The sequence below is a fragment of the Gloeocapsa sp. DLM2.Bin57 genome (genome assembly GCA_007693955.1).
Lineage (GTDB): Bacteria > Cyanobacteriota > Cyanobacteriia > Cyanobacteriales > Gloeocapsaceae > Gloeocapsa.
In genome coordinates, this window is record RECR01000053.1 from 1 (window position 1) to 21,559 (window position 21,559).

A 21,559-nucleotide genomic window follows, 5' to 3' on the forward strand; every position below is an offset into this window, starting at 1 on the left:
TCTGCGCGTTGTTTAACTTCTGTATAAGTAGAGAATAACTCACCATTAGGGTGATACAATCTTAATTGAGTATCCATTTCAAATCGAATCTGTAAACGTGGACTTACCCAACCAAGCATTTCTTCAATGGGGACTAATTCTTCTTCTACTCTGATTAAACCACTTAAGTCTTGATGTTGTGGATCATAGAGATAATATTCTTCTACACCATATTTTTGATAAAACAACAGTTTGCGATTCATTTCCCCTTGTCTATTACCTGGTGAGAGGATTTCAAAGACTACTTGGGGTGGGATGTTGTCTTCTAACCATTGTTGATATGAACCGCGATCTCCTTTTGGTCTGCCAAATACTACCATAATATCTGGTGCTTGTCTGATTTTATTGTCTCCTTCTACGGGATACCAGAGTAAATCTCCTGCGACGAAGACTTGGTTATTATCTGCAAATAACCACTCTAAATTCTCTTTAATGGTGGTTAGCCAACGAAATTGAAGAGTATTATCTGCCATGGGTTGACCATCACTATCGGGATAAGTAATTTCTGTTTGCTTGTTATTATCAATTTGAAAAATCATAGTTTTTAGCTAATTTCATCGGGATTTAAGCCTAATTCTCGTAACTTGGCTGCTAATTTCTCAGCCCTTTGTTTTTCTGTATCTGCGCGTTGTTTTTCTGTATCTGCGCGTTGTTTTTCTGTATCTGCGCGTTGTTTAACTTCTGTATAAGTAGAGAATAACTCACCATTAGGGTGATACAATCTTAATTGAGTATCCATTTCAAATCGAATCTGTAAACGTGGACTTACCCAACCAAGCATTTCTTCAATGGGGACTAATTCTTCTTCTACTCTGATTAAACCACTTAAGTCTTGATGTTGTGGATCATAGAGATAATATTCTTCTACACCATATTTTTGATAAAACAACAGTTTGCGATTCATTTCCCCTTGTCTATTACCTGGTGAGAGGATTTCAAAGACTACTTGGGGTGGGATGTTGTCTTCTAACCATTGTTGATATGAACCGCGATCTCCTTTTGGTCTGCCAAATACTACCATAATATCTGGTGCTTGTCTGATTTTATTGTCTCCTTCTACGGGATACCAGAGTAAATCTCCTGCGACGAAGACTTGGTTATTATCTGCAAATAACCACTCTAAATTCTCTTTAATGGTGGTTAGCCAACGAAATTGAAGAGTATTATCTGCCATGGGTTGACCATCACTATCGGGATAAGTAATTTCTGTTTGCTTGCTATTGTCAATTTGAAAAATCATAATTGTTTTGAAACTCAACTTGATTCTATTCTAATCAATAAGCATTTTATTAATAATTGTAGCACATTTCGTAGTAACAGCTTCTAAGTCAGCCTTATTAGTAGATGTAGGTGCAGGGATGACCTCGCCAATTCTTACAGTTAGGGGTACAGATTGGGGTAATCGTTTGCCTTTGGGTAAAATACCTTGAGTTCCTTGTAAACTTATGGGTAATAGGGGGGCTTTAGCTTTAGCTGCAATTAAAGCCGCCCCTAATTTGGGTTCATAGATACAACCATCGGGGGTACGTGTTCCTTCTAAAAATATACCTACAGCCCATCCTTGGTTTAACATAGTCAAAGCAGCTTTAATAGCTGCGCGATCGCTTGCTCCTCTTTTAACGGGGTAAGCACCATATAAGCTAATACTCTGTTTCAGTATAGGTATAGAGAATAACTCTTCTTTCGCCATAAAAGCAACAGGGCGACCAACGCAATTAGATAGAATGGGTGGATCAAAATAACTAGCGTGATTGCTTACTACCACTAATGGTCCTGTTTTAGGGACATTTTCTGCACCCTGAATATTGCCCCTAAAATAAACATGAAAGGTGGGAGCAACCACAGACCACTTAAATAAGTGGTACAATAATAGATTGACCCTAGGCTCTCTTTCTCTAGACGCTGAATTCATCGATTTTAGCGATATTTTTTAACCCTAAATCAGGACAAGTTCTTTTGATTAACCCTGTGAGTACTTTTCCAGGACCTATTTCTACTACTTCTGTGATTCCTTGTTGACTTAAATACTCACTAATTTCTCTCCAACGCACTGAGCCTGTCATTTGTTGAATTAATCTGGTTTTGATTTCTTCTGCTTTTATAGCGGGAGTAGGATTAACGTTAGCTATGACAGGGATTTTGGCGTCATTAAACTCTACCTCTGCTAAGACTTGGGCAAATTCTGTAGCTGCTTCCTGCATTAAGGGAGAATGAAATGCTCCTGAAACTTTTAAGGGTACGGCGCGTTTAGCTTTGACTTGTTTGACTAATTCATCTACTGCGGTGGGTGTTCCTGAAATTACTACTTGTTGGGGACTGTTATCATTGGCGATAACTACATCAGCGGTGGCTGCGACTTTGGCTTCTAATTCTTCGCGATTAAATTGCATCATCGCTACCATTTTGCCACCTGCTGCGCTATCCATCAATTGAGCGCGTTTTTTAACTAGATTTAAACCTGTAGGAAAGTCAAAGACACCTGCGGTAAAGAGGGCTACGTATTCTCCTAAACTATGACCTGCTACTAGTGCCGGTGCATTTTCCTGTTTTAATAATAATTCAGCTAAAATCGACTCAATTACGTATAAACAGGGTTGAGTGTAGAGAGTTTGGGCTAATTTTTCTTCGTCTCCTTGACAGAGTTCTAATACTGACCAATTTAAGATAGTTTCTGCTTGATTAAAACGCTCTTGAGCGAGAGGATGTTCTAGTAAATTGGCTTCCATCCCTACTGCTTGAGAACCTTGTCCTGGAAATATCCACGCTGTTTTAGTCATATTTATATTCCTATTCTCCCCATTGTAAAATAGCTGCACCCCAAGTTAAGCCCGCGCCAAATCCTGCTAAAACTATGAGATCTCCTGGTTTAATTTTGTTGAGTCTAACGGTTTCGTCTAAAGCTAGAGGAATTGAGGCCGCAGAAGTATTGCCATAGTCTGTTAAATTACTAAGCACTTTTTCTGGAGGTATGTTTAATTTTTCGGCTACTGCGTCTAGAATTCTTTGATTGGCTTGATGTAGTAATAACCAATCTATTTCCTCTACTGAGAGATTAGCTTTGAAGAGGACTTTTTCGATTACTTCGGGAACTTTGGCTATAGCGAAACGATAAACTTCTTTTCCATTCATGGTAATAGGTTGAAAACGTCCTTTAGCTACCTCAAGATTATCTACTAGAGGGTAGGATTCACCCTGATAGGAGAGATTGAGAGAACTATTTTGAGAACCATCGCTGTAGAGTTCACAAGCTAAAAGGCGATCGCCTTGTGGGGTTGCTTGACAAACCACTGCACCTGCTCCATCACCGAAGAGAATACAACTAGTACGATCTGACCAATCTACCCAACGAGAGAGAATATCAGCGCCAATTACTAGAATATTCTGGTATGTCCCGGAACGGATAAAACTAGCTGCTACATTTAAAGCGAAGACAAAACCTGAACAAGCTGCTGTCAAATCAAATGCTACTGCCTTAGTTGCACCTATCAGACTTTGAATTTTACTTGCACTTCCAAATAAATCATCCGTGGTAGAGGTTGCCAAAATAATCAAGTCTATGGCTTCAGGAGAGATTTTCGCCATTGACAGTGCTGATTGAGCGGCTGTTGCTGCTATTGAGGCTAAAGATTGATTAGCCGAAGCTATATGTCTTTGATTAATCCCTGTACGAGTGGTAATCCATTCATCGGAAGTATCTACTATCTGACTAAGTTGTTCGTTGGTAAGTACTTGAGTTGGCGTTGCTGATCCACAGCCAATTATTTTGATTCCTACCCCTGATTGTGTCAAAATTTACGCTCCTTTACTTCTATCGCGATGCCGCAGGAATCCCGATAGCGGTACGCTTGTTTACTTAGTTTTTGGCATTTATCTAACTATACCTGATAGGGTTCACAAATTAATCTCCCTACAATGACAATCGCCCCTAAACTGATTAAAACTGATTGTAAACCAAACACATTCTCAGCAATTCCTGCTAAAGCTAAGGGTAGGGATAAAGCGATATTGACTACGTTATTCTGTAAGCCAAAAATTTTACCGCGCAAATCAACTGGGGTTTCTGCTTGTATAGTAGTTTGCATTGGGATTGCTATGCAGGCGGCTGAAGCACCTAAGCAAATGATCATGATTAATTCTAACCAGAGAAAGTTTGTACATAGTGCTAACCCCAGTAAAGAAACCGCCATTCCTAATGTTCCCCACCAACTGAGACGAGAGTAGGCTACTTGATAACCCCAGTTACCCATTATCGTAGCACTGATGCCTAATCCTACTCCACAGGCTGCTAATAACCAGCCAAATTGTTCGGCTTTTAATTCGGGTATGGTTTCGGCTAGACTAACTGCTAATACTGCTAAGGCTGCGAATACGGAAAAAAGGATCACTAGCTGTATTAACGCATCTCGCACTTTTTCATGTTGACGTAGGTAGTTAATTGCTTCTTGGATATCTTCTCCAAAAGTTGGTTTTTTATGCTGTTGATGTGGTTGTTTTTCTTGGGTTGATAAGAATAATAAAACTATTCCTGCTAATAGATATGCTCCCCCTACCAATAGTTGTCCACCCATATTATTATTTAATCCCCATAATGTGGCGATACGGTTGGCTAATGCTAAGAGAGGATCTCCAATAGCAAAACCGATAATTAATACTCCCATGATGGTAGTTGTATAGAGAGAATTAGCTCCGAGTAGGTTTTTCTGGGGGATAATTAGGGTTAAGGTTGCTTGCTCTGCTGGTGCAAAAAATTGCGTTAATAAAGATATTAAAAATGTTATCACCAGTAATAGCCAAAAACCCCTAGGTATTCCCCAGAGGTCATTTTCTATGGTTTTAAAGCCCAATAATAGGGGTAAACTTAAGACTAAAACCCCTCTGAGGAGATTAGATAGTACTAATACGCTTTTTTTAACCCATCTATCTACATATACTCCCGCTAAAGAGCCAAAAAGTACAGCAGGGATGGTAGAAGCGATCATAATTGCTGATACCCAACCACTAATGGATTGATTGACTCTTTGAAATTTGCTCGCAATCATGGCGATCATTAAGACTAGATAGATTTTATCTGCTAGTTGTGAAAAGATTTGACCTCCCCAAAGAATTAAAAATTGACGATTTTGTAAAACTGGTATTAAACCTTGGGGTAGATAACGTGGTTGTGGAGAGGATAATAATGAGTTGAGTTTGGTAACTTCGGGATGGTTTTTATTTTCAGGGGGATAAACTGACATAATTGATTGATGTTAAACAGGGGATAAACTATCGATGAGACTAGCCGAACGTATGGTACGACCTAGATGATATTGCGTATAATTACGTAGAAGACGCTCTACATTTACCCAAGCATCGTTGACGGTAGTTGGGGAGATAGAGTCGGTAAAAATACTACTGATTGGCGGTAGTGTTGGCGTCTTTAGTTGTTGTAATAAGGTCAATTCTACTGCATCAATCTGTTTATCTATCTTAAGGGATGAAGGATTACTTAGGCTAATTATTCCACCCCCATCAAAGCTAAAACCTGCTTGCCAATTTTTTTGATTTAATCTCGGCTTAAGTATCTTTTCTGTGATACAACAAGCATTTACTCTCGGTGCAATTCCCCCGATTGCTAGTAGATGAAATAACCCATGGGTTAAACAGGGTAAACAGGATTCTTGATTATCTAGTTGTTCTAATCTGGTTAAATGTTCTGTCAGTAGTTCATAGATTTCTGCTTGGGGTTGTTCACTTAATCCCAAAGCTAGGGTTAATTCTGCTAAATATTGTCCTGCTGCTAATTTACCTAGATTATTACTTAATCCTTGATAGGAAGTGATTATTTCTGCTTGAGTAATTTTATCTAGCGATCGCCCTTTAGCTATGACTAATTGGTTAACTACGAATAAATCAGTACGTCCTCGCAATTGAGACTGGTATTTACGCGCACCTGGTGCGACAGCTTTGACTACACCTTGTTCAGGGGTAAGTATAGTCAACAGGCGATCGCCTTCTCCTAGGGGGATACTTTTAAGATTTATTCCGGTTACCTTATAAATCCGACTCATTTTGTTCTTGTGTTGTCACCAATTCTACACCTCTAGATGTACCTAAACGGGTTGCACCTGCTTTGAGTAATTCTCTAGCTGCTTCTAGACTACGAATTCCTCCTGAAGCTTTTATACCTACTCTTCCTTGGGTGATTTTCTGTAATAGTTTTACATCTTCTACTGTAGCTCCTCCAAACCAACCAGTACAAGTTTTCAGATAACCTACACCCGCATCTAAGCAGATTTCCGCGGCTAATCGTTTTTGGGTGTTAGTCAAGACGTTTGTTTCTAAAATCGCTTTAACTACTTTACCTGTATCTGAGCAAATCCGAGCGATTTCTTGGTATAACTCTTCTGATTTCCCTGCTTTTAACCAACCGAGGTTAATCATGACGTCTAATTCATCTGCGCCATTTTCTACGGCTTCTTGGGCTTCGTATAGTTTAACCTTTCCTGTTGTAGCACCTGTGGGAAAGCCAATTACTGTACAAACTTTTACTTTTTTACCCTTTAATAACTCTCTAGCTTGTTTAACCGCACTCGGATAAACACATACCGCTGCAAATTTATATTGTTCAGCTTGAGCACAACATATTTCTACTTGTTCTGGTGTCGCACTAGGATCAAGTAGGGCATGATCGATATATTCAGCTATATTAAGATCAAATGATTCCACTGCTCTATTTTTCCTACCTAAATAATTATTTTTAAATAGTAGAATAAGACATAACTCTACTATTATGAATTAATTTAATCTTCGTCATCTAAATCATCATCAAGTAATAGTTCTTGCAGAATTTCTTTTAATTCTGGATCAGCTGATGATAGTAATTGTAAACCATGTTTAGGGTCATCTTTGGCTACAAATAACAGAGGATTAATAGGAGCGCAGATATTATATCTTTCGTTATCATAATAAAAACAAGCTAACCACTGTAATTCTTCTTGTTCTAAAAGTGGCTCGTCTTCCTCTATTTCTAAATTCCAGATATGTTCTTCATCAAGGGGGGGCAATTCTCCTGTAACGGTTAAGGTATAAGCTGTATGATGTAACAATAAATCTAGTTCAGCCAAAACTGCTTTAGCATCAGCAAAAACAGTAGTTATTTCTTCTTCTTCTTCGATAATTATTGTTTCGTCATACTCTTCTAAATCTTCTTCACTTTCTTTGAGAATAATCACGGGAGAATCGCAGGGAATTAAGAGTAGATAAACCGAGTCTTTATACTCTAAAGAATTTTCGATATAACAATCAAGAGAACGTCCTGAACTATCAAATATAGTTAAATTCTCGTGGTCATCTTGTTCGTTGGCGGGATAAAATTGAGATGAGGACATAAAGCAATCAAAAGATTAAGATTAATTAGTTAAAATGAGCATATCATGAATTGGAGCTAGAAAAATTTAAGAGAATGATTAAACCTATTTTCTTCTAGCAAAGAGTTAACACTATGAATATCTGTTAGATTATATTGCAAAGGGGTAACAGTAATATAATTTTCGCGGATAGCTTGTACATCGGTAGGGAGAGATGGAGGAAGGTGAAGGTGTTGGGGTTGGGGAATTTCTTCGATGACTTCACCAGCTAACCAATAATAACTCTTACCGCGAGGATCGAGACGTTTTTCAAAGCTTTCGATATAGCGTCGTAAACCTTGACGGGTGAGTTTAATTCCTGCGATCGCTTCTGCTTGTACAGGGGGTATGTTAACGTTAAATAAAGTTGGTGTAGCTAAGGGTTGATCTCTTAGTTCTTGCAATAATTGTAGAGCAAAATCAGCCCCTACTTGGAACTCTTTAGAAGTAAAACTAGCTAAACTTAAAGCGATACTAGTAATCCCTTCCATAATTCCTTCCATTGCCGCGGAAACAGTACCAGAATAAAGGATATCGTTACCTAGATTTGAACCATGATTAATTCCTGAGAGGACAAAGTCGGGTTTAGTGGTTAAAATAGCATTAAGAGCGAGTTTAACACAATCAACGGGTGTTCCCGAACAAGACCAAGCGGTAATCCGAGAGTCAAAGACGGTGTTAACGACTTCGGCGCGAATAGGTTGATGTACAGTTAAACCATGACCTGTTGCTGAACGTTCGCGATCAGGACAGACCACAGTAACATCATAGCCAGCTGCGGCGCAGGTATTGGCTAGAGTACGTAATCCCAAGGCAAAAACGCCATCATCGTTACTAATCAGTAATTTTAGAGGTTTATTCATCACAAATAAGTTAAGATACTTGAGCAGGAAAAGCTAATAATCAATTATAGGGTATGACTACAACTCTCCAAGAAATTGAGAAGCAACTTAAAACTTTACAACAGACAGCCATAGGTGCGATCGCCTCTACTATTAATACAGATGAATTAGAAAAGTTACGGGTTAATTATTTAGGCAAAAAAGGGGAACTCTCGGTAATTTTGCGATCTATGGGTAAACTCTCTCCCGAGGATCGCCCTGTAATTGGTAATATTGCTAACGAAGTCAAAGAAGACATTCAAACCCAACTTGAAAGCCAAAGAGAGAAGCTGCAACAACAACAACTGCTAGCGCAACTAGCAGCAGAAACCCTGGACGTAACTATGCCCGGTCTTAGTCGCCCTGTGGGTAATATCCACCCCCTCAATGAGATGATTGACCGTATTTTGGACATTTTCGTTGGTCTTGGTTATACTATAGCTTCAGGGCCTCATGTAGAGACTGATTATTATAACTTTGAAGCGTTAAATACCCCACCTGATCATCCCGCGCGAGATATGCAGGATACTTTTTACCTTCCTCAAGAGAGACTCTTACGTACCCATACATCTTCAGTACAAATACGTTACATGGAGGAACACGAACCCCCCATTCGAATTGTCGCTCCAGGAAGGGTGTATCGACGAGATACGGTAGATGCTACTCACTCAGCGGTTTTCCATCAGGTAGAGATTTTAGCGATAGATGCGGGTTTAACCTTCGCCCAACTTAAGGGTACAATTCAAGAATTTATCCGTCAGATATTCGGTGAAGATTTACCCCTACGTTTTCGAGCTAGTTATTTCCCTTTTACTGAGCCTTCGGCTGAAGTTGATGTACAATGGCAAGGTAAATGGTTAGAAGTTATGGGCTGTGGTATGGTAGATCCTAACGTCTTAACTGCTGTAGGTTATGATCCCGAAATTTATACGGGTTTTGCTGCGGGTTTAGGTGTAGAAAGGTTCGCTATGGTGTTACATCAAATCGATGATATTCGTCGTTTATACAATAGTGATTTACGGTTTTTACGACAATTTTCTACTACTATTTAAGCTAGATTAAAGATAGTTTCTTACCTAATTTAAAGACCATGGATAAAAGAAAATTACTAGCTATTCTCTCTCAAGCCTCTATCTTTTTAAGTTCAACGGTAGTCTCTGTAGGTATTCCTTTAGCGATTTACTTTGTTGCTGATGATGATGTAGTTAAAGAAAACGCCAAGGAATCTTTAAACTTCCATTTTAATGTCTGGTTGTATGGCATTATTATCGGGGTTTTAGCCTTTTTCACCTTGGGATTACTAGGCTTTATCTTAGGACCAATTTTGTTACTATTTAGTATCATTATGCCTATTTTAGCCATAATCCAAATTTGGGGTAACCCTGATACTCCTTTCCGTTACCCTTTCATTTGGCGTTTACTTTAGTTTGATTATTCTACAGTATGACCTGTGGATGTGATAATCTCTTTAACCGTAGCTTCAGAAGCTTGAGTTTCTACCGCAACTGTTTTAGTATCAATATCTATGGTAACTTGAGCTTCTGGTAAGTTTTTTTGTAATTGTTTGGTGATTGTCTCAACACAGCCATCACAAACGATGGTAGGTACTTTAAGATTGATAGTCATGCTTATTACTCCTTAAAATAATTTTAATAATAACATAAAATACTCAAACAATGAGTACCAAGACACCCTCTTCACCCCATATTTTAGTAACATCTACCCTGAAATCATTTTCTCTTTCTTATCGTTTAACTCAATTACTCAATCAGTTACAACCTTCACCAGAAATCATTTTTTTTATCTCAGCTTTTCTGATTGGGGGTATTTCGGGTTTAGGGTTAGTAATCTTCTCTGTTTTAATTGAGGTTTTTCAAAATCTTAGTTTTAACGTCTTACTGAGTTATTTATCAGTCTTAGGTTATGGTACTTTAGTGTTGATTCCTATTTTAGGAGGAGCGATCGTTGGTTTACTCTATTGGCTCTATCCTAATTTTAATAACTATAACTGTCTCAAAGACAATTTAACTCAAGTTTCACCCCAATTAATCTTGACTAAATGTTTAGGGGCTGCTATTTCTTTAGGTACAGGTGCTTCTTTAGGTCCTGAAGGACCTTCGGTAGAGATTGGTGGTAATGTAGGTTTATTATTAGCCCAATTATTGCGTGTATCCCAAAAACGGGCACAGTTGTTAATGAGTGCTGGTGCTGCTGCTGGTTTTGCTGCTGGGTTTAATGCACCTATTGCGGGAGTATTTTTTGCTTTAGAAAGAGTCTTAGGAACAAGTTTCACTACTCCTGCAGCTAGTATTATTATGCTAGCTGCGGTGGTAGCGGCGACTATCTCGCGAGTTTTTTTAGGGATTCACCCTGGTTTAATTTTACCTACCTATCAAGTACTTAATCAATGGGAATTTTTCCTTTATTTAGGTTTAGGTGTTTTGGCTGGTTTTCTATCTTTAGTTTATACTCAGAGTATTAAATTTGCCAAAGTTCGGTTTCAAAATTTAAAGCATCTACCCCTATGGCTAAAACCAATGCTAGGTGGAGTTAGTGTTGGTTTAGCTGGTTTATTTTTACCACAGGTGTTAGGTATAGGTTATGGTACTTTGGAAGTTATCTTATCTGGAACTAATTTTTCTATTCCCTATTTGGGAACTATTTTAACGGTTAAATTATTAGTAACGGTTATTTGTCTCGGGAGTGGTTTAGTTGGGGGTATTTTTGCTCCTGCTTTGTTTTTGGGTGCTTGTTTAGGGGCAATTTATGGTCAAGTCTTGGGGGTGATTTTACCTGGAGAAATGGGCATAATTGCTCCTCCTGCTGCTTATGCTATGGTGGGGATGGCTGCTCTATTAGCAGGTAGTGTTAAAGCACCTTTGACAGCGATTATTTTATTGTTTGAATTGACGCAAAATTACTTGATTATTTTACCTCTGATGGCTGCGGTAGGTACGAGTATTTGGATTGTCTATCTAGTGGAAGCTCAACCTATGGTACAAACTCTTAATTTTCCAGAAATGGGTATTAATCTGAATCAGGATACTGAGTTAGATATCTTAAAAAATGTTTCTGTAGGAGAAATGATGAGTGTTGATTGTGTAAAACTATTGCAGTCAACCCCTGTTTTAAAAGCTACCGAAATGATGTTGGAGGCTAAATGTCATACGGCTTTAATCGTTACTGAAGCTCAAGAATTGTCGGGTATTCTTAGTTTAAGAGATTTATCTCAAGTTATGCTCACACAAGCAGAAGAAGTGCAACAGTTATTAGTAGCTGATGTGTGCACAACTGATGTTCTCCACGCTTACCCTCATGAGTCTCTAGCTGATGTGTATAAACGTATGCTCGCTCGTGATTTATATTTACTCCCTGTGGTGTCAAAGGAGAATTGCCAAGAAATTTTAGGGGTAATTGATAAACCTTTAATTAATTTAGCTACTGACCTAAATTTAACTACATCAGCTATGATAAGTTTAAAAAAAGTTAATCCTTATGTCACGAACTAATAAATTAATTTGGCTGTTGGTTTTATTTAGTATCACTGCTGCTATCGCTGTTACTTCTCATTGGATTTATAGTCAAAGACAGGTTCATACTCTGACTATGGCGACAGGGGGTAAGACTGGGGTATATTATGCCTTTGGTAATGCTTTAGCCACGGTTGTCTCTAGACATCAACCCAACATTCGTATCGAAGTTATAGAAACTAGTGGCTCACAGGAAAACGAAGAGTTAATCTCAGAGCATGAAGTTGATTTAGCTATTTTACAAGCTGATACTTCTGTCAATAACTCTGTCAAGGCGATGACTTTTTTGTTTCCTGAAATGTTTCATTTAATTGCTCGTGTTGACTCAGGAATTAACAATTTTAGTGATTTGAAGGGTAAAAAAATTGCTTTGATGCCAATTGGTAGTGGCTCTTATAATTTATTTTGGCCCTTGAGTCAACATTATGGCATCTACGAAAGGGATTTTGAAGGGATTCCCATGTCTCCTAGTGAAGCTCATCAGGCTTTGTTAGATGGTGAAGTTGATGCTTTATTTCGCATTATCGCTTTAGGTAATGAATCTGTTACAGAATTATTGCAAAACGAGCAAGTAACTTTAATTCCTATTGATCAAGCTTCCGCACTACAGCTAGTATTGCCAGCGGTTGAACCTAATGTTATTCCTATGGGTGCTTATAATGGGGCTATTCCTATCCCTAGTGAGGATTTACCCGTAGTAGGGGTTAGGGCGGTGTTATTGGCTCATAAATCCGTTAACCCTAATCTAGTCCAAGAAATTACGCGCATTATTTTTGAGGCGAGAAATGATTTAATCAGAAAAAACCCCCAATCGGCGATGATTAGTAAGCCTGATCATATCAATGAGTTGGGCTTTTCTTTTCACGAGGGAGCAAAGTTTTATTATAATCAAGATGAGCCTAGCTTTTTAGAAAGATACGCAGAAGCCATCGGCTTAATTCTGTCGATAACGATGTTAGTTATCTCGGGAATTTGGCAATTTCGTATCTGGTTACAGGAAAAACAAAAAAATCGTGCTGATAGGTACAATCTGCAAATTATCCAATTGATTGAGCGCATTAATACTAGTAACAGTATTGCCGAGTTAGAGGAAATACAAACTGAGTTATTTCAATTGTTTAATAAGGTTGTGGAAGATTTGGATCGCGATCGCATTTCGGCTGAGTCTTTTCAATCTTTTACTTTTCCTTGGGATGTAGCTTTTAATAGCATTCGTCACCGTGAGGTTTTATTATCTAATGGAATACCTGAGTTAAACTTGAAAAAATCGTAAAACATTTACTTAATCTAGATCATGAGTTTAAATATTTACTTTCTTAGACACGGAGAAACTAGCTACAGTATCACAGGTGGTTATTGCGGTAGTATTGATCCTGAATTAACCCCCTCCGGAGTACAAATGGCTGAGGCTTTTGCTAAGGCTTATCAATCTGTTCGGTGGACTGCTGTTTATTGTAGTCCCATGAAAAGAACTGTTGCTACGGCTAAGCCTCTCTGTGACGCTATCGGTATGGAAATGCAGTTACGGGATGGACTTAGGGAACTTAATTATGGTGAATGGGAGGCTAAAAGCCCAGAATGGGTAAAAGAAAATCATTTAGATGATTATATCAATTGGATGACTGAGCCTGCCTGGAATCCACCTACGGGAGGTGAAACAGCTGTACAAATGGCTAGTCGTGCTTCTTTAGTTATCTCAGAAATTGAAAGTAAATATACTGAAGGAAATGTTTTAGTTGTTTCTCATAAGACTACTATTAGGATTATTTTATGTAGTCTGTTGGGGATTGATTTAGGACGTTATCGCGATCGCCTAGATTTACTAGTAGGTGGCATTAGTAAGGTAAAATTTGGTATTCATGGACCAATGTTGCAGAGTTTGTGCGATCGCTCTTATCTGGATGAAAGTTTACAAGCTCGTAAGGGGACTTAAATAATGAAAGGTTTAATAAAACTGATTATCACCACCATTATCTTATTACCGTTACTAACTCTACCAGTTCTAGCCGTAGATTATAATAAGGTAACTTTAATCGGTCACGATTTTTCTGGTCAAGACTTGCGGGATGCTAGTTTTGATTTAGCTAGTTTACGTGAAAGTGATTTTAGTCACGCTAATCTCACTGGTGTACGTTTTTTCTCGGCTAATTTAGAAGCGGTTAATTTTGAAGGTGCTAATCTAACTGATGCTACCCTTGATTCGGCTCGTTTGAATGATGCTAATCTCAAAGACGCTATTTTAGTTGGCGCTTTTTTGAGTAATACTAAATTTCCTGGTGTGAATATCGAAGGTGCTGACTTTACTGACGCTTTGATTCTCTCTTACGAACAAAAATACTTATGTAAAATTGCTAAAGGTACTAATCCTGTGACAGGAAGGGATACTAGAGAGACTCTTTTTTGTCCTTAGTTAGTTATCAAAAAGCGATCAATTACCAGTTATTGAAGCTAAACAATATCCAGGCGTAGGTAGCAAATACTAGGATACCTATGCCGATAACAGTGTTTTTTTGTTCGGCTAACCACTTTTGTGATATGTATCTCATATAGTTGAAGGTGGAACGGCGTTCTTGAGCAAGTTCTGCCATTAATTCTGATACTCTGAGATCAACCTCTTCTAGTGAGATTTTATCTTGCTGATAAGCGGATTCTAATTCGTCTAGTTTGCGCCAATATTCTTGAGTTGCATTAAAAAGATTTGGAAACATAAATAAATTTTTGAACTAGATTTACAGAAGACAACGTAATCCTTTTTTAAAGGATAATTACGCTGTCATGGTTAGTAAGAGTTCGGCATTAGGGGTTAGGTATTAGGTGCTAAGAGTATTATTTATATATAAAATACTGCTTTTGCCTGAGTGCCTTTAAAACCCTTTTTAGCTTCGTCGAACTTACGTTACAGTTACATTAAACCTATTTGAGATAAGATTCCTTGACCTGTTAAAAGTTCAGTGGCAATTCCAATCAGGAAACCTAGCATAGCTAACCGCCCATTCCAAGTTTCAGCGAATTGAGTAAATCCAAATTTTACTTCTTGATTTTCCATATTTTTAACCCTCGTTAAGATTTGTTTATTTTACTGTCAATTATCGTCACAATTGATTGACTAGAACTTAAATTTTCAGTCCAATTTGTCTTTTTCAGACTATCTTTAGCTTACTTGAGTGAAAATAATTTCCCCAAGACTTCCTACCACCACAAGGGCAATTAAAAGATAGGTAAAAAATCTCCCTGTTTCAGGATTAAATCCTAAATTTTTATCTTCATTACCTGCTGTGAAAAATAATGACCAAGCTTCATTAGCGTTGATTGGCTGAAAATTATTGAATTGTGAACGAAACACAACGGGTGCAAACAGGTCTTTGTTTCTGTAAATATTAGAATCACTATTCATATCTTTTTCCTTGGCTTGTTTTTTTCGATTTGCTTTACTTTAATAAGTATAACAAACTGTAAACTTTTATTGCAATAGCTTGACAAGAAGAATAAGTGGTGGTATCCGAACCAGATGGGTAGTAGTGTAGGGGGTTGACAAATAAGCCAATTTAAGGCATAGTTTCATTCAATGGCATCTGTTGTTGTAGATGACCTCTTCCAAATTGCTCAAATAATAAAGGACGCTTTTATTCGGCGTCCTTATCAAGAAAATAGGTTTAAAACAGATGGTGCAATGACTCACGGCTTGGTGGTAGAGCTAATTTTGTAGCTTGATTCGTCAATTCTTAAATTAACCAACTAAATGAGCTTCTAAAAACCACAAGCGCTTGTCGATCGCTCTGGAAATCTCCGTATATAAATCAGCTGTATCTGCATCTCCTAAATTGTCCGTATCTTCGATCGCTTTTCTCAAGTGTGCACCATAAGCAGCAAAGCGATCGCTCAAGGCTTTTACGTGTTCTTTCCCCTCAGCGATATCAGTAGGATACTCTGGTAAGATCGAGTTAGCGGCAGCGATTCTGGCTGTTCCTAAAGCAGTACCACCTAAAGCGGTGACTCTTTCTGCTACCATATCCACAAATTCTTCTAATTCTGACGCCATTTCATCGAATAACAGGTGTAGAGAGTAAAAATTCAGCCCCTTAACGTTCCAATGAGCTTGTTTGGTTTGAGTTTTTAAATCTAGACTACTAGCTAGGGTTTGACTCAAAATTTTGACTATCTCGGTTCGGATATCTAAAGCTAAGTCAATACTGGTTGGGTAAAACCCTTCTGTTTTTGGTTTAGATGTTACTGAAGCCATAATTATTTTTCCTAATTACTCTTGTTAAATTTAATTATACTCATAATGACTTCGTTTTGTCAACTAAAAAAGAGTATTAATTTAAATTACATTATTTAGTGATTTAAGAGCCAGAGGATGGAAAATTACTATCTACAGGTTGACCTCTTTGGGATATGATAGGGATTGCAGCAAAAAGCTGTTAAAACAATGAGAACTTGAGCTTAATATTGATTTAGGAGATTTGGAATTGATGAAAAAATTAATTTCAACCTTAGCTTTAGTAATTTTATGCTGGGGCTGGGTAGGTAATATAGGACAATTAAGCTGGGGTAAGACCACAGTTTTAGCCGCAGAGACAGAAATTCGTAATCCAGCAGACGAAGTACTAAAAACAGAATACGGTAAAAAAATCGATTTAAATAACGCCAACGTGAGATTATTCCGCAAATATAGAGGATATTATCCAAGTTTAGCCGCAAAAATCGTGCAAAATGCGCCTTATGAACAAGTAGAAGATGTACTGAAAATTCCTGACTTATCAGATCGTCAAAAAGAATTACTATCAGAACATCTCGAAGACTTTGCCGTTACTCCTCCTGCTGATGTCTTCAACGAAGGAGACGATCGCTATAATCCAGGGATTTACTAAGAGCTTAATGAGTACACCCACTCTGGCGCTGAGTGGGTTATAATGTCATGATGAAGATTGCTAACCAGTTTGATGTATTAGTAATAGGTTCAGGGGCTGCGGGATTATACGCAGCTTTATGCTTACCTGAACATTGGCAAGTGGGTATCATTACCAAAGATACTTTAAAAACTGGTGCAAGTGACTGGGCTCAAGGTGGGATAGCCGCTTCAATAGATCCCTCAGATTCACCCGAGTTACACCTAGAAGATACAATCAAAGCAGGGGCGGGGTTATGCGATCGCCAAGCGGTAGAATTTTTAGTTAATCATGCACCAGAAGCGATCGCCTCTCTAGTAGAATTAGGGGTAGCCTTTGACCGCAAAGGAGATAGACTAGCGATGACTCTAGAAGCTGCCCACTCTAAACCTAGGGTATTACACGCAGCTGACACCACAGGAAAAGCGATCGTAGCTACCCTAACCGAAAAAGTCCTAGCTAAACCCAATATCGAGATTTTCCCCCAAACTTTAGCCCTAGATTTATGGTTAGACGAGCAACAACAATGTCAAGGAGTGCAACTACTCTACGAAAATCGTCTAGAGTGGATTAAAGCACAAGCAGTGATTCTCGCTACAGGTGGAGGAGGACAAGTATTCGCTCAAACCACTAATCCTGGGGTAAGTACAGGTGATGGAGTAGCCTTAGCTTGGCGTGGAGGAGCAATCGTCAGAGACTTAGAATTTATCCAATTTCATCCTACAGCTTTAACCGTACCAGGAGCACCCCATTTTCTGATTAGTGAAGCAGTCAGGGGAGAAGGAGCATATTTGGTAGATGAAAAAGGCGATCGCTTTACTTTTAATTATCACCGAGCAGGAGAATTAGCCCCAAGAGACGTAGTCAGTAGAGCAATTTTTAGTCATTTACAAAAACATAGTCCTAATCCAGCCCAAGCACAGGTTTACTTAGACTTAAGTAATATTCCTCCCGAAAAAATCCGTCATCGTTTTCCCAACATCATCAAAGTCTGTCAACATTGGGGTATAGATATATTTAATCAGTTAATACCAGTTACACCTGCGGCTCACTATTGGATGGGTGGTGTCGAGACTGATTTAAACAGTTGTACCTCAATACCAGGACTCTATAGCGTAGGAGAAACAGCTAGTACAGGAGTACACGGGGCTAATCGTCTAGCGAGTAACTCTTTATTGGAATGTATCGTCTTTGCTGCGCAATTAAAGAAACTTGAGATTAACCCCAGTAGAGATGTACCCAGAGAAACAACCCCACAAGAAATAAAAGCTAATTTTAAACGAGATCTAGAAACAATAACTAAAATCAGAGCAGAATTACCCTCTTTAATGTGGCAAAGTGCGGGAATATGTCGTACAGGAACAAGACTTAATCAAGCCTTACTAAAAGTCTCGGCGTGGCGTAAAATATTAGCAGAACAACCAATAAAACAACATATAGCTAACTCCACACCTACAGAAACCCTGGTTTTTACCTCACCAGAAGCAGTAAATCAGCTACGTCTCTACGCTGAAACGACAAACCTTGTGGATATAGGTTATTTAATCCTTAAAAGTGCCCTTTTTCGCACAGAAAGTCGCGGAGGACATTATCGTTTAGATTATCCCGATACCCTAGAATCTTGGCAAGTACATACCTTAATTCAAGGCGATCGCATTTTGGCAAAGTAATTAATCATCACAGTAACAATCATGTCACAATCACTTTTTGCAGATGCTAGTAAAAGACTAGAAAAAGCCCTCGATTATATTTCCATCTCCGAAGACAGTCTCAAACGTCTTAAATACCCTAAAGCTAGTTTAACCGTATCTATTCCTGTGCGCATGGATGATGGCTCATTAGAGATTTTTCAAGGTTATCGGGTGCGTTACGACGATACGAGAGGTCCAGGAAAAGGAGGGGTAAGATATCATCCTAGCGTCTCTCTCGATGAAGTCCAATCTTTAGCCTTTTGGATGACTTTTAAAGGAGCACTCCTTAATCTTCCCTTCGGTGGTGCAAAAGGAGGGATTACCGTTAACCCTAAAGAATTATCTAAACAAGAATTAGAACGCTTGAGTAGAGGTTATATTGAAGCGATCGCCGATTTTATTGGTCCTGATATAGATATTCTCGCACCAGATGTCTATACCAACGAAATGATTATGGGATGGATGATGGATCAATACTCTATCATTAAACGTCGCATTAGCCCTGGTGTAGTCACAGGTAAACCGATTACTATGGGTGGTAGTCAGGGAAGGACTTCAGCTACCGCTATGGGTGCTTTTTACGCGATTAACGCTATTCTCCCGAAATTCTCTCAACCACCTGAAAAAACTACCGTTGCTATCCAAGGATTTGGTAATGTCGGGGGTATCTTAGCTGATTTAATGTCTAAAGTTGGTTATAAGGTTGTGGCTGTTAGCGATTCTCAAGGAGGTATCTACGCTAGTACAGGGTTAGATATTCCTAGTATTAGACAATATAAAAAAGATGGTTACCCCATGAAAGCAGTTTATTGCTCTAAAAGTGTCTGCAATATTGTAGAGCACGAAAATATTAGTAATACGGAATTACTAGCCTTAGACGTAGATATACTTATTCCTGCTGCTTTAGAAAATCAGATTACCGCGGCTAATGCTAAAGATATTCAAGCTAAATATATATTTGAAGTGGCTAATGGTCCTACTACCTCTGAAGCAGACGAAATTCTAGATAAAAAAGGTATCTACGTCTTTCCCGATATCCTGATTAACGCAGGTGGTGTCACGGTAAGTTATTTTGAATGGGTACAAAATCGCAGTGGTTTATATTGGACTCTTACAGAAATAAACGAAAAACTCAAAGAAAAAATGGTTGTAGAGGTTGAACAAACCTGGGACATCGCTCAAAAACACTCTGTTTCTATGCGCACCGCAGCTTATATCCACGCACTTAATCGTTTAAGTGAAGCTCTCGACGCTAAAGGTACTAGAGATTATTATAATAATAAAGGTTAATAACGATGGTCAAAATTGTTAAACGTGAATCCTGTGGAATACAACCAGTCTATGACATTGGTGTCAGTCAAGACCATAATTTTCTGATTAAACAAGGGTTGATTGCTTCTAATTGTTTTAATAAATCTCACTCTACAGCTTATGCTTATATAACTTATCAGACAGCTTATCTCAAAGCTAACTACCCTGTAGAGTATATGAGTGCTTTGCTAACAGCTAGTAGCGATAACCAAGAGAAAGTCGAAAAATATCGCGAAAATTGCCAGAAAATGGGGATAGAGGTACAACCACCCGATATCAATCGTTCTCAAAGAGATTTTACCCCCTCTGGTGACACAATTATTCTCTTTGGGTTATCGGCTGTGCGTAACCTCGGTGAAGGGGCGATCGAAAATATTTTAAACGCTAGAGAAGCAGCGGGAGGAAGTTTTAAGTCTTTAGGTGATTTTTGTACTCGTGTTGATTTGCGCACAGTTAATCGGAGAGCATTAGAAACTCTTATTTATTGTGGTGGTTTTGACTCAATTAAATCTAATCGTCAACAATTAATCAATGATTTAGAAGTAGTTATTAGTTGGGCGCAAACTAAAGCGAAAGAGCAAGCAAGTGGACAAACAAATTTGTTTGATTTATTAGGTAATAATAACGCCAATGAGGGCAATTTTGACCAAGAACCAACTTCTAAACCCGTTGAAGATTTTCCTCTTGATGAGAAATTACGCTTAGAAAAAGAGAATTTAGGTTTTTATGTCTCGGAACATCCTTTAAAATCTCTGCAAAAATCAGCTCGATTATTATCACCTATTAATCTTGAGCAATTACCCGACAAGAAAGCTAGAGAAAAAGTTAGCACTGTAGTTATAATTAATAATCTTAAGAAGATTATGACTAAAAAAGGTGAACCTATGGCATTTATTCAATTAGAAGATGTTAGTGGTCAAGCTGAAGGGGTAGTTTTTCCTAGTATTTATAAGAAAATAGAAGCAAATCTACAAGTAAATAATCCACTTATAGTTTGGGGTCAAGTTGAACATAAAGATGAACAGTCACAGTTAATAATTGATGATATTCAACCAGTAGAAATTGTTAAAATAGTTATCATAGATTTAGATGTCAATGATGCTTTAGATAACGTTAAAAATAATAATTTAAAAGGTATTATTCAAGAACAATCAGGAGATAAAACAGAAGCAAAAATTCCAGTAATTGCTAGATTAAAAATGGGAAATGAAAGTAAATTAATTCGCTTTGGTCAAAATTTTTGGGTACAAAATGCAGCCTCTTTAGCGGAAGCTTTGACAAATGCTGGTTTTGCAGTACAGGTATCTTCTTTAACTTAATGATTATGCTTACTACTAAGGTTATTAATAGTTGGAATTGTCTTGATAATAATGTAGAAATTTATCTCACAGAAATGGATGCTTATATCAAAAATAACCTGGGGATTAATTGTCATTTTATGCTAGTAATTTTGTTGCAAATAGAAATTAACAATAATCTAGAACAGTCAAAAGATAAATTAAGAGATAATTTTCTTAAATTTTGTCAAAAGTTACAGAATTATCTAATTATTAATATTATTGATCCAGCTACAGGGATTTTTTTAGATAATTGTCAGTATAATATTTATGAAAGTATTGATATTCCTCGGGTAATTTCTCGATTGGAAAATAATTGTTATCAATATCAAGAATGTTGTCAAGGAAAACATCATCGGTGGGGAGACGCTGTCTATCCTGCTTTAATATTATTGGACTCAACTACTCCTGCAGAAATAACAGCTATTTTGAACAAAGATGTAAAGTTTTGTAATAATATCCTGTCTTGTACAAATATCTAAAGGTCTTGTTAGTT

General features: G+C 37.9%; 26 protein-coding genes. 11 read left to right on the forward strand and 15 right to left on the reverse strand.

Annotation, left to right across the window (positions count from 1 at the left end):
- From EA365_04790 to surE, 10 genes are all read right to left on the reverse strand, one after another.
- The coding region (locus EA365_04790) for a Uma2 family endonuclease (GenBank protein TVQ46604.1) at nucleotides 1-578 on the reverse strand (578 nt) is incomplete at its 3' end.
- Nucleotides 579-583: 5 nt separating this feature from the next.
- A complete protein-coding gene (locus EA365_04795; protein ID TVQ46605.1) occupies nucleotides 584-1,279 on the reverse strand; it encodes a Uma2 family endonuclease in 696 nt (231 codons plus the stop codon).
- A 30-nt stretch (nucleotides 1,280-1,309) separates the two neighbouring features.
- Nucleotides 1,310-1,951 (reverse strand): 1-acyl-sn-glycerol-3-phosphate acyltransferase, encoded by a 642-nt coding sequence (locus EA365_04800; GenBank protein ID TVQ46606.1) that lies wholly within the window; start codon nucleotides 1,949-1,951, stop codon nucleotides 1,310-1,312.
- Nucleotides 1,935-2,816 (reverse strand): [acyl-carrier-protein] S-malonyltransferase, encoded by an 882-nt coding sequence (gene fabD / locus EA365_04805; protein ID TVQ46607.1) that lies wholly within the window; start codon nucleotides 2,814-2,816, stop codon nucleotides 1,935-1,937. Before fabD ends, EA365_04800 begins: the two co-directional genes overlap by 17 nt.
- A 10-nt stretch (nucleotides 2,817-2,826) precedes the next feature.
- Nucleotides 2,827-3,828 (reverse strand): ketoacyl-ACP synthase III, encoded by a 1,002-nt coding sequence (locus EA365_04810; protein TVQ46608.1) that lies wholly within the window; start codon nucleotides 3,826-3,828, stop codon nucleotides 2,827-2,829.
- 86 nt (nucleotides 3,829-3,914) lie between these two features.
- Nucleotides 3,915-5,273, reverse strand: a complete 1,359-nt coding sequence (locus tag EA365_04815) for an MFS transporter (GenBank protein TVQ46609.1) — start codon at nucleotides 5,271-5,273, stop codon at nucleotides 3,915-3,917.
- A 12-nt stretch (nucleotides 5,274-5,285) separates the two neighbouring features.
- Entirely contained in the window at nucleotides 5,286-6,086 is an 801-nt protein-coding gene (recO, locus tag EA365_04820; GenBank protein TVQ46610.1) for a DNA repair protein RecO, read from the reverse strand.
- Nucleotides 6,070-6,744 carry a deoxyribose-phosphate aldolase gene (deoC, locus tag EA365_04825; protein ID TVQ46611.1) on the reverse strand — a complete coding sequence of 225 codons (675 nt, stop codon included), beginning with the start codon at nucleotides 6,742-6,744 and terminating at the stop codon, nucleotides 6,070-6,072. The genes recO and deoC overlap by 17 nt, the downstream gene beginning before the upstream one ends.
- A gap of 74 nt (nucleotides 6,745-6,818) precedes the next feature.
- Nucleotides 6,819-7,406: a DUF3727 domain-containing protein gene (locus tag EA365_04830; GenBank protein TVQ46612.1), complete on the reverse strand. Its 588-nt coding sequence runs from the start codon at nucleotides 7,404-7,406 to the stop codon at nucleotides 6,819-6,821.
- 56 nt (nucleotides 7,407-7,462) lie between these two features.
- Nucleotides 7,463-8,287 (reverse strand): 5'/3'-nucleotidase SurE, encoded by an 825-nt coding sequence (gene surE / locus EA365_04835; GenBank protein ID TVQ46613.1) that lies wholly within the window; start codon nucleotides 8,285-8,287, stop codon nucleotides 7,463-7,465.
- A gap of 53 nt (nucleotides 8,288-8,340) precedes the next feature.
- On the opposite strand from surE, the gene EA365_04840 reads away from it, so the two are divergent.
- Both EA365_04840 and EA365_04845 read left to right on the forward strand, forming a co-directional pair.
- Nucleotides 8,341-9,357 carry a phenylalanine--tRNA ligase subunit alpha gene (locus tag EA365_04840; protein ID TVQ46614.1) on the forward strand — a complete coding sequence of 339 codons (1,017 nt, stop codon included), beginning with the start codon at nucleotides 8,341-8,343 and terminating at the stop codon, nucleotides 9,355-9,357.
- A gap of 38 nt (nucleotides 9,358-9,395) precedes the next feature.
- Nucleotides 9,396-9,731: a DUF4870 domain-containing protein gene (locus EA365_04845; GenBank protein ID TVQ46615.1), complete on the forward strand. Its 336-nt coding sequence runs from the start codon at nucleotides 9,396-9,398 to the stop codon at nucleotides 9,729-9,731.
- A gap of 5 nt (nucleotides 9,732-9,736) precedes the next feature.
- Here the strand turns inward: EA365_04845 and EA365_04850 are convergent, their stop codons facing one another.
- The gene (locus EA365_04850; GenBank protein TVQ46616.1) at nucleotides 9,737-9,931 is read right to left on the reverse strand and encodes a copper chaperone; all 195 of its coding nucleotides are present in this window, start codon (nucleotides 9,929-9,931) and stop codon (nucleotides 9,737-9,739) included.
- Nucleotides 9,932-9,981: 50 nt separating this feature from the next.
- Between EA365_04850 and EA365_04855 the strand changes: the two genes are divergently transcribed.
- Genes EA365_04855 through EA365_04870 form a run of 4 tightly spaced genes read left to right on the forward strand, consistent with a single transcriptional unit; the run spans nucleotide 9,982 to nucleotide 14,245 of the window.
- Nucleotides 9,982-11,814, forward strand: coding sequence for a chloride channel protein (locus EA365_04855; protein ID TVQ46617.1), 1,833 nt, complete (start codon nucleotides 9,982-9,984; stop codon nucleotides 11,812-11,814).
- Complete coding sequence (locus tag EA365_04860; GenBank protein TVQ46618.1) at nucleotides 11,801-13,108, forward strand: TAXI family TRAP transporter solute-binding subunit; 1,308 nt, start codon at nucleotides 11,801-11,803, stop codon at nucleotides 13,106-13,108. The genes EA365_04855 and EA365_04860 overlap by 14 nt, the downstream gene beginning before the upstream one ends.
- A 21-nt stretch (nucleotides 13,109-13,129) precedes the next feature.
- Nucleotides 13,130-13,768 carry a histidine phosphatase family protein gene (locus tag EA365_04865; protein ID TVQ46619.1) on the forward strand — a complete coding sequence of 213 codons (639 nt, stop codon included), beginning with the start codon at nucleotides 13,130-13,132 and terminating at the stop codon, nucleotides 13,766-13,768.
- Nucleotides 13,769-13,771: 3 nt separating this feature from the next.
- The gene (locus EA365_04870; protein TVQ46620.1) at nucleotides 13,772-14,245 is read left to right on the forward strand and encodes a pentapeptide repeat-containing protein; all 474 of its coding nucleotides are present in this window, start codon (nucleotides 13,772-13,774) and stop codon (nucleotides 14,243-14,245) included.
- 22 nt (nucleotides 14,246-14,267) lie between these two features.
- On the opposite strand, the gene EA365_04875 is transcribed toward EA365_04870, so the two are convergent.
- From EA365_04875 to EA365_04890, 4 genes are all read right to left on the reverse strand, one after another.
- Nucleotides 14,268-14,543: a hypothetical protein gene (locus EA365_04875; protein TVQ46621.1), complete on the reverse strand. Its 276-nt coding sequence runs from the start codon at nucleotides 14,541-14,543 to the stop codon at nucleotides 14,268-14,270.
- Nucleotides 14,544-14,737: 194 nt separating this feature from the next.
- On the reverse strand, nucleotides 14,738-14,881 hold the full coding sequence (locus tag EA365_04880) for a high light inducible protein (GenBank protein TVQ46622.1): 144 nt from the start codon (nucleotides 14,879-14,881) through the stop codon (nucleotides 14,738-14,740).
- A gap of 105 nt (nucleotides 14,882-14,986) precedes the next feature.
- Nucleotides 14,987-15,229, reverse strand: coding sequence for a hypothetical protein (locus tag EA365_04885; protein ID TVQ46623.1), 243 nt, complete (start codon nucleotides 15,227-15,229; stop codon nucleotides 14,987-14,989).
- Nucleotides 15,230-15,562: 333 nt separating this feature from the next.
- Nucleotides 15,563-16,075 (reverse strand): DNA starvation/stationary phase protection protein Dps, encoded by a 513-nt coding sequence (locus EA365_04890; GenBank protein ID TVQ46624.1) that lies wholly within the window; start codon nucleotides 16,073-16,075, stop codon nucleotides 15,563-15,565.
- A gap of 232 nt (nucleotides 16,076-16,307) precedes the next feature.
- Between EA365_04890 and psbU the strand changes: the two genes are divergently transcribed.
- From psbU to EA365_04915, 5 genes are read left to right on the forward strand one after another with little or no spacing between them, the layout of a single operon-like run.
- A complete protein-coding gene (psbU, locus tag EA365_04895; GenBank protein TVQ46625.1) occupies nucleotides 16,308-16,706 on the forward strand; it encodes a photosystem II complex extrinsic protein PsbU in 399 nt (132 codons plus the stop codon).
- A 50-nt stretch (nucleotides 16,707-16,756) separates the two neighbouring features.
- A complete protein-coding gene (gene nadB / locus EA365_04900; protein TVQ46626.1) occupies nucleotides 16,757-18,394 on the forward strand; it encodes an L-aspartate oxidase in 1,638 nt (545 codons plus the stop codon).
- A 21-nt stretch (nucleotides 18,395-18,415) separates the two neighbouring features.
- On the forward strand, nucleotides 18,416-19,705 hold the full coding sequence (locus EA365_04905) for a Glu/Leu/Phe/Val dehydrogenase (protein ID TVQ46627.1): 1,290 nt from the start codon (nucleotides 18,416-18,418) through the stop codon (nucleotides 19,703-19,705).
- A 5-nt stretch (nucleotides 19,706-19,710) separates the two neighbouring features.
- Nucleotides 19,711-21,045: a trans-splicing intein-formed DNA polymerase III subunit alpha C-terminal partner DnaE-C gene (locus EA365_04910; GenBank protein TVQ46628.1), complete on the forward strand. Its 1,335-nt coding sequence runs from the start codon at nucleotides 19,711-19,713 to the stop codon at nucleotides 21,043-21,045.
- Nucleotides 21,045-21,545: a hypothetical protein gene (locus EA365_04915; protein TVQ46629.1), complete on the forward strand. Its 501-nt coding sequence runs from the start codon at nucleotides 21,045-21,047 to the stop codon at nucleotides 21,543-21,545. Before EA365_04910 ends, EA365_04915 begins: the two co-directional genes overlap by 1 nt.
- The last annotated feature ends 14 nt before the right edge of the window (nucleotides 21,546-21,559 follow it).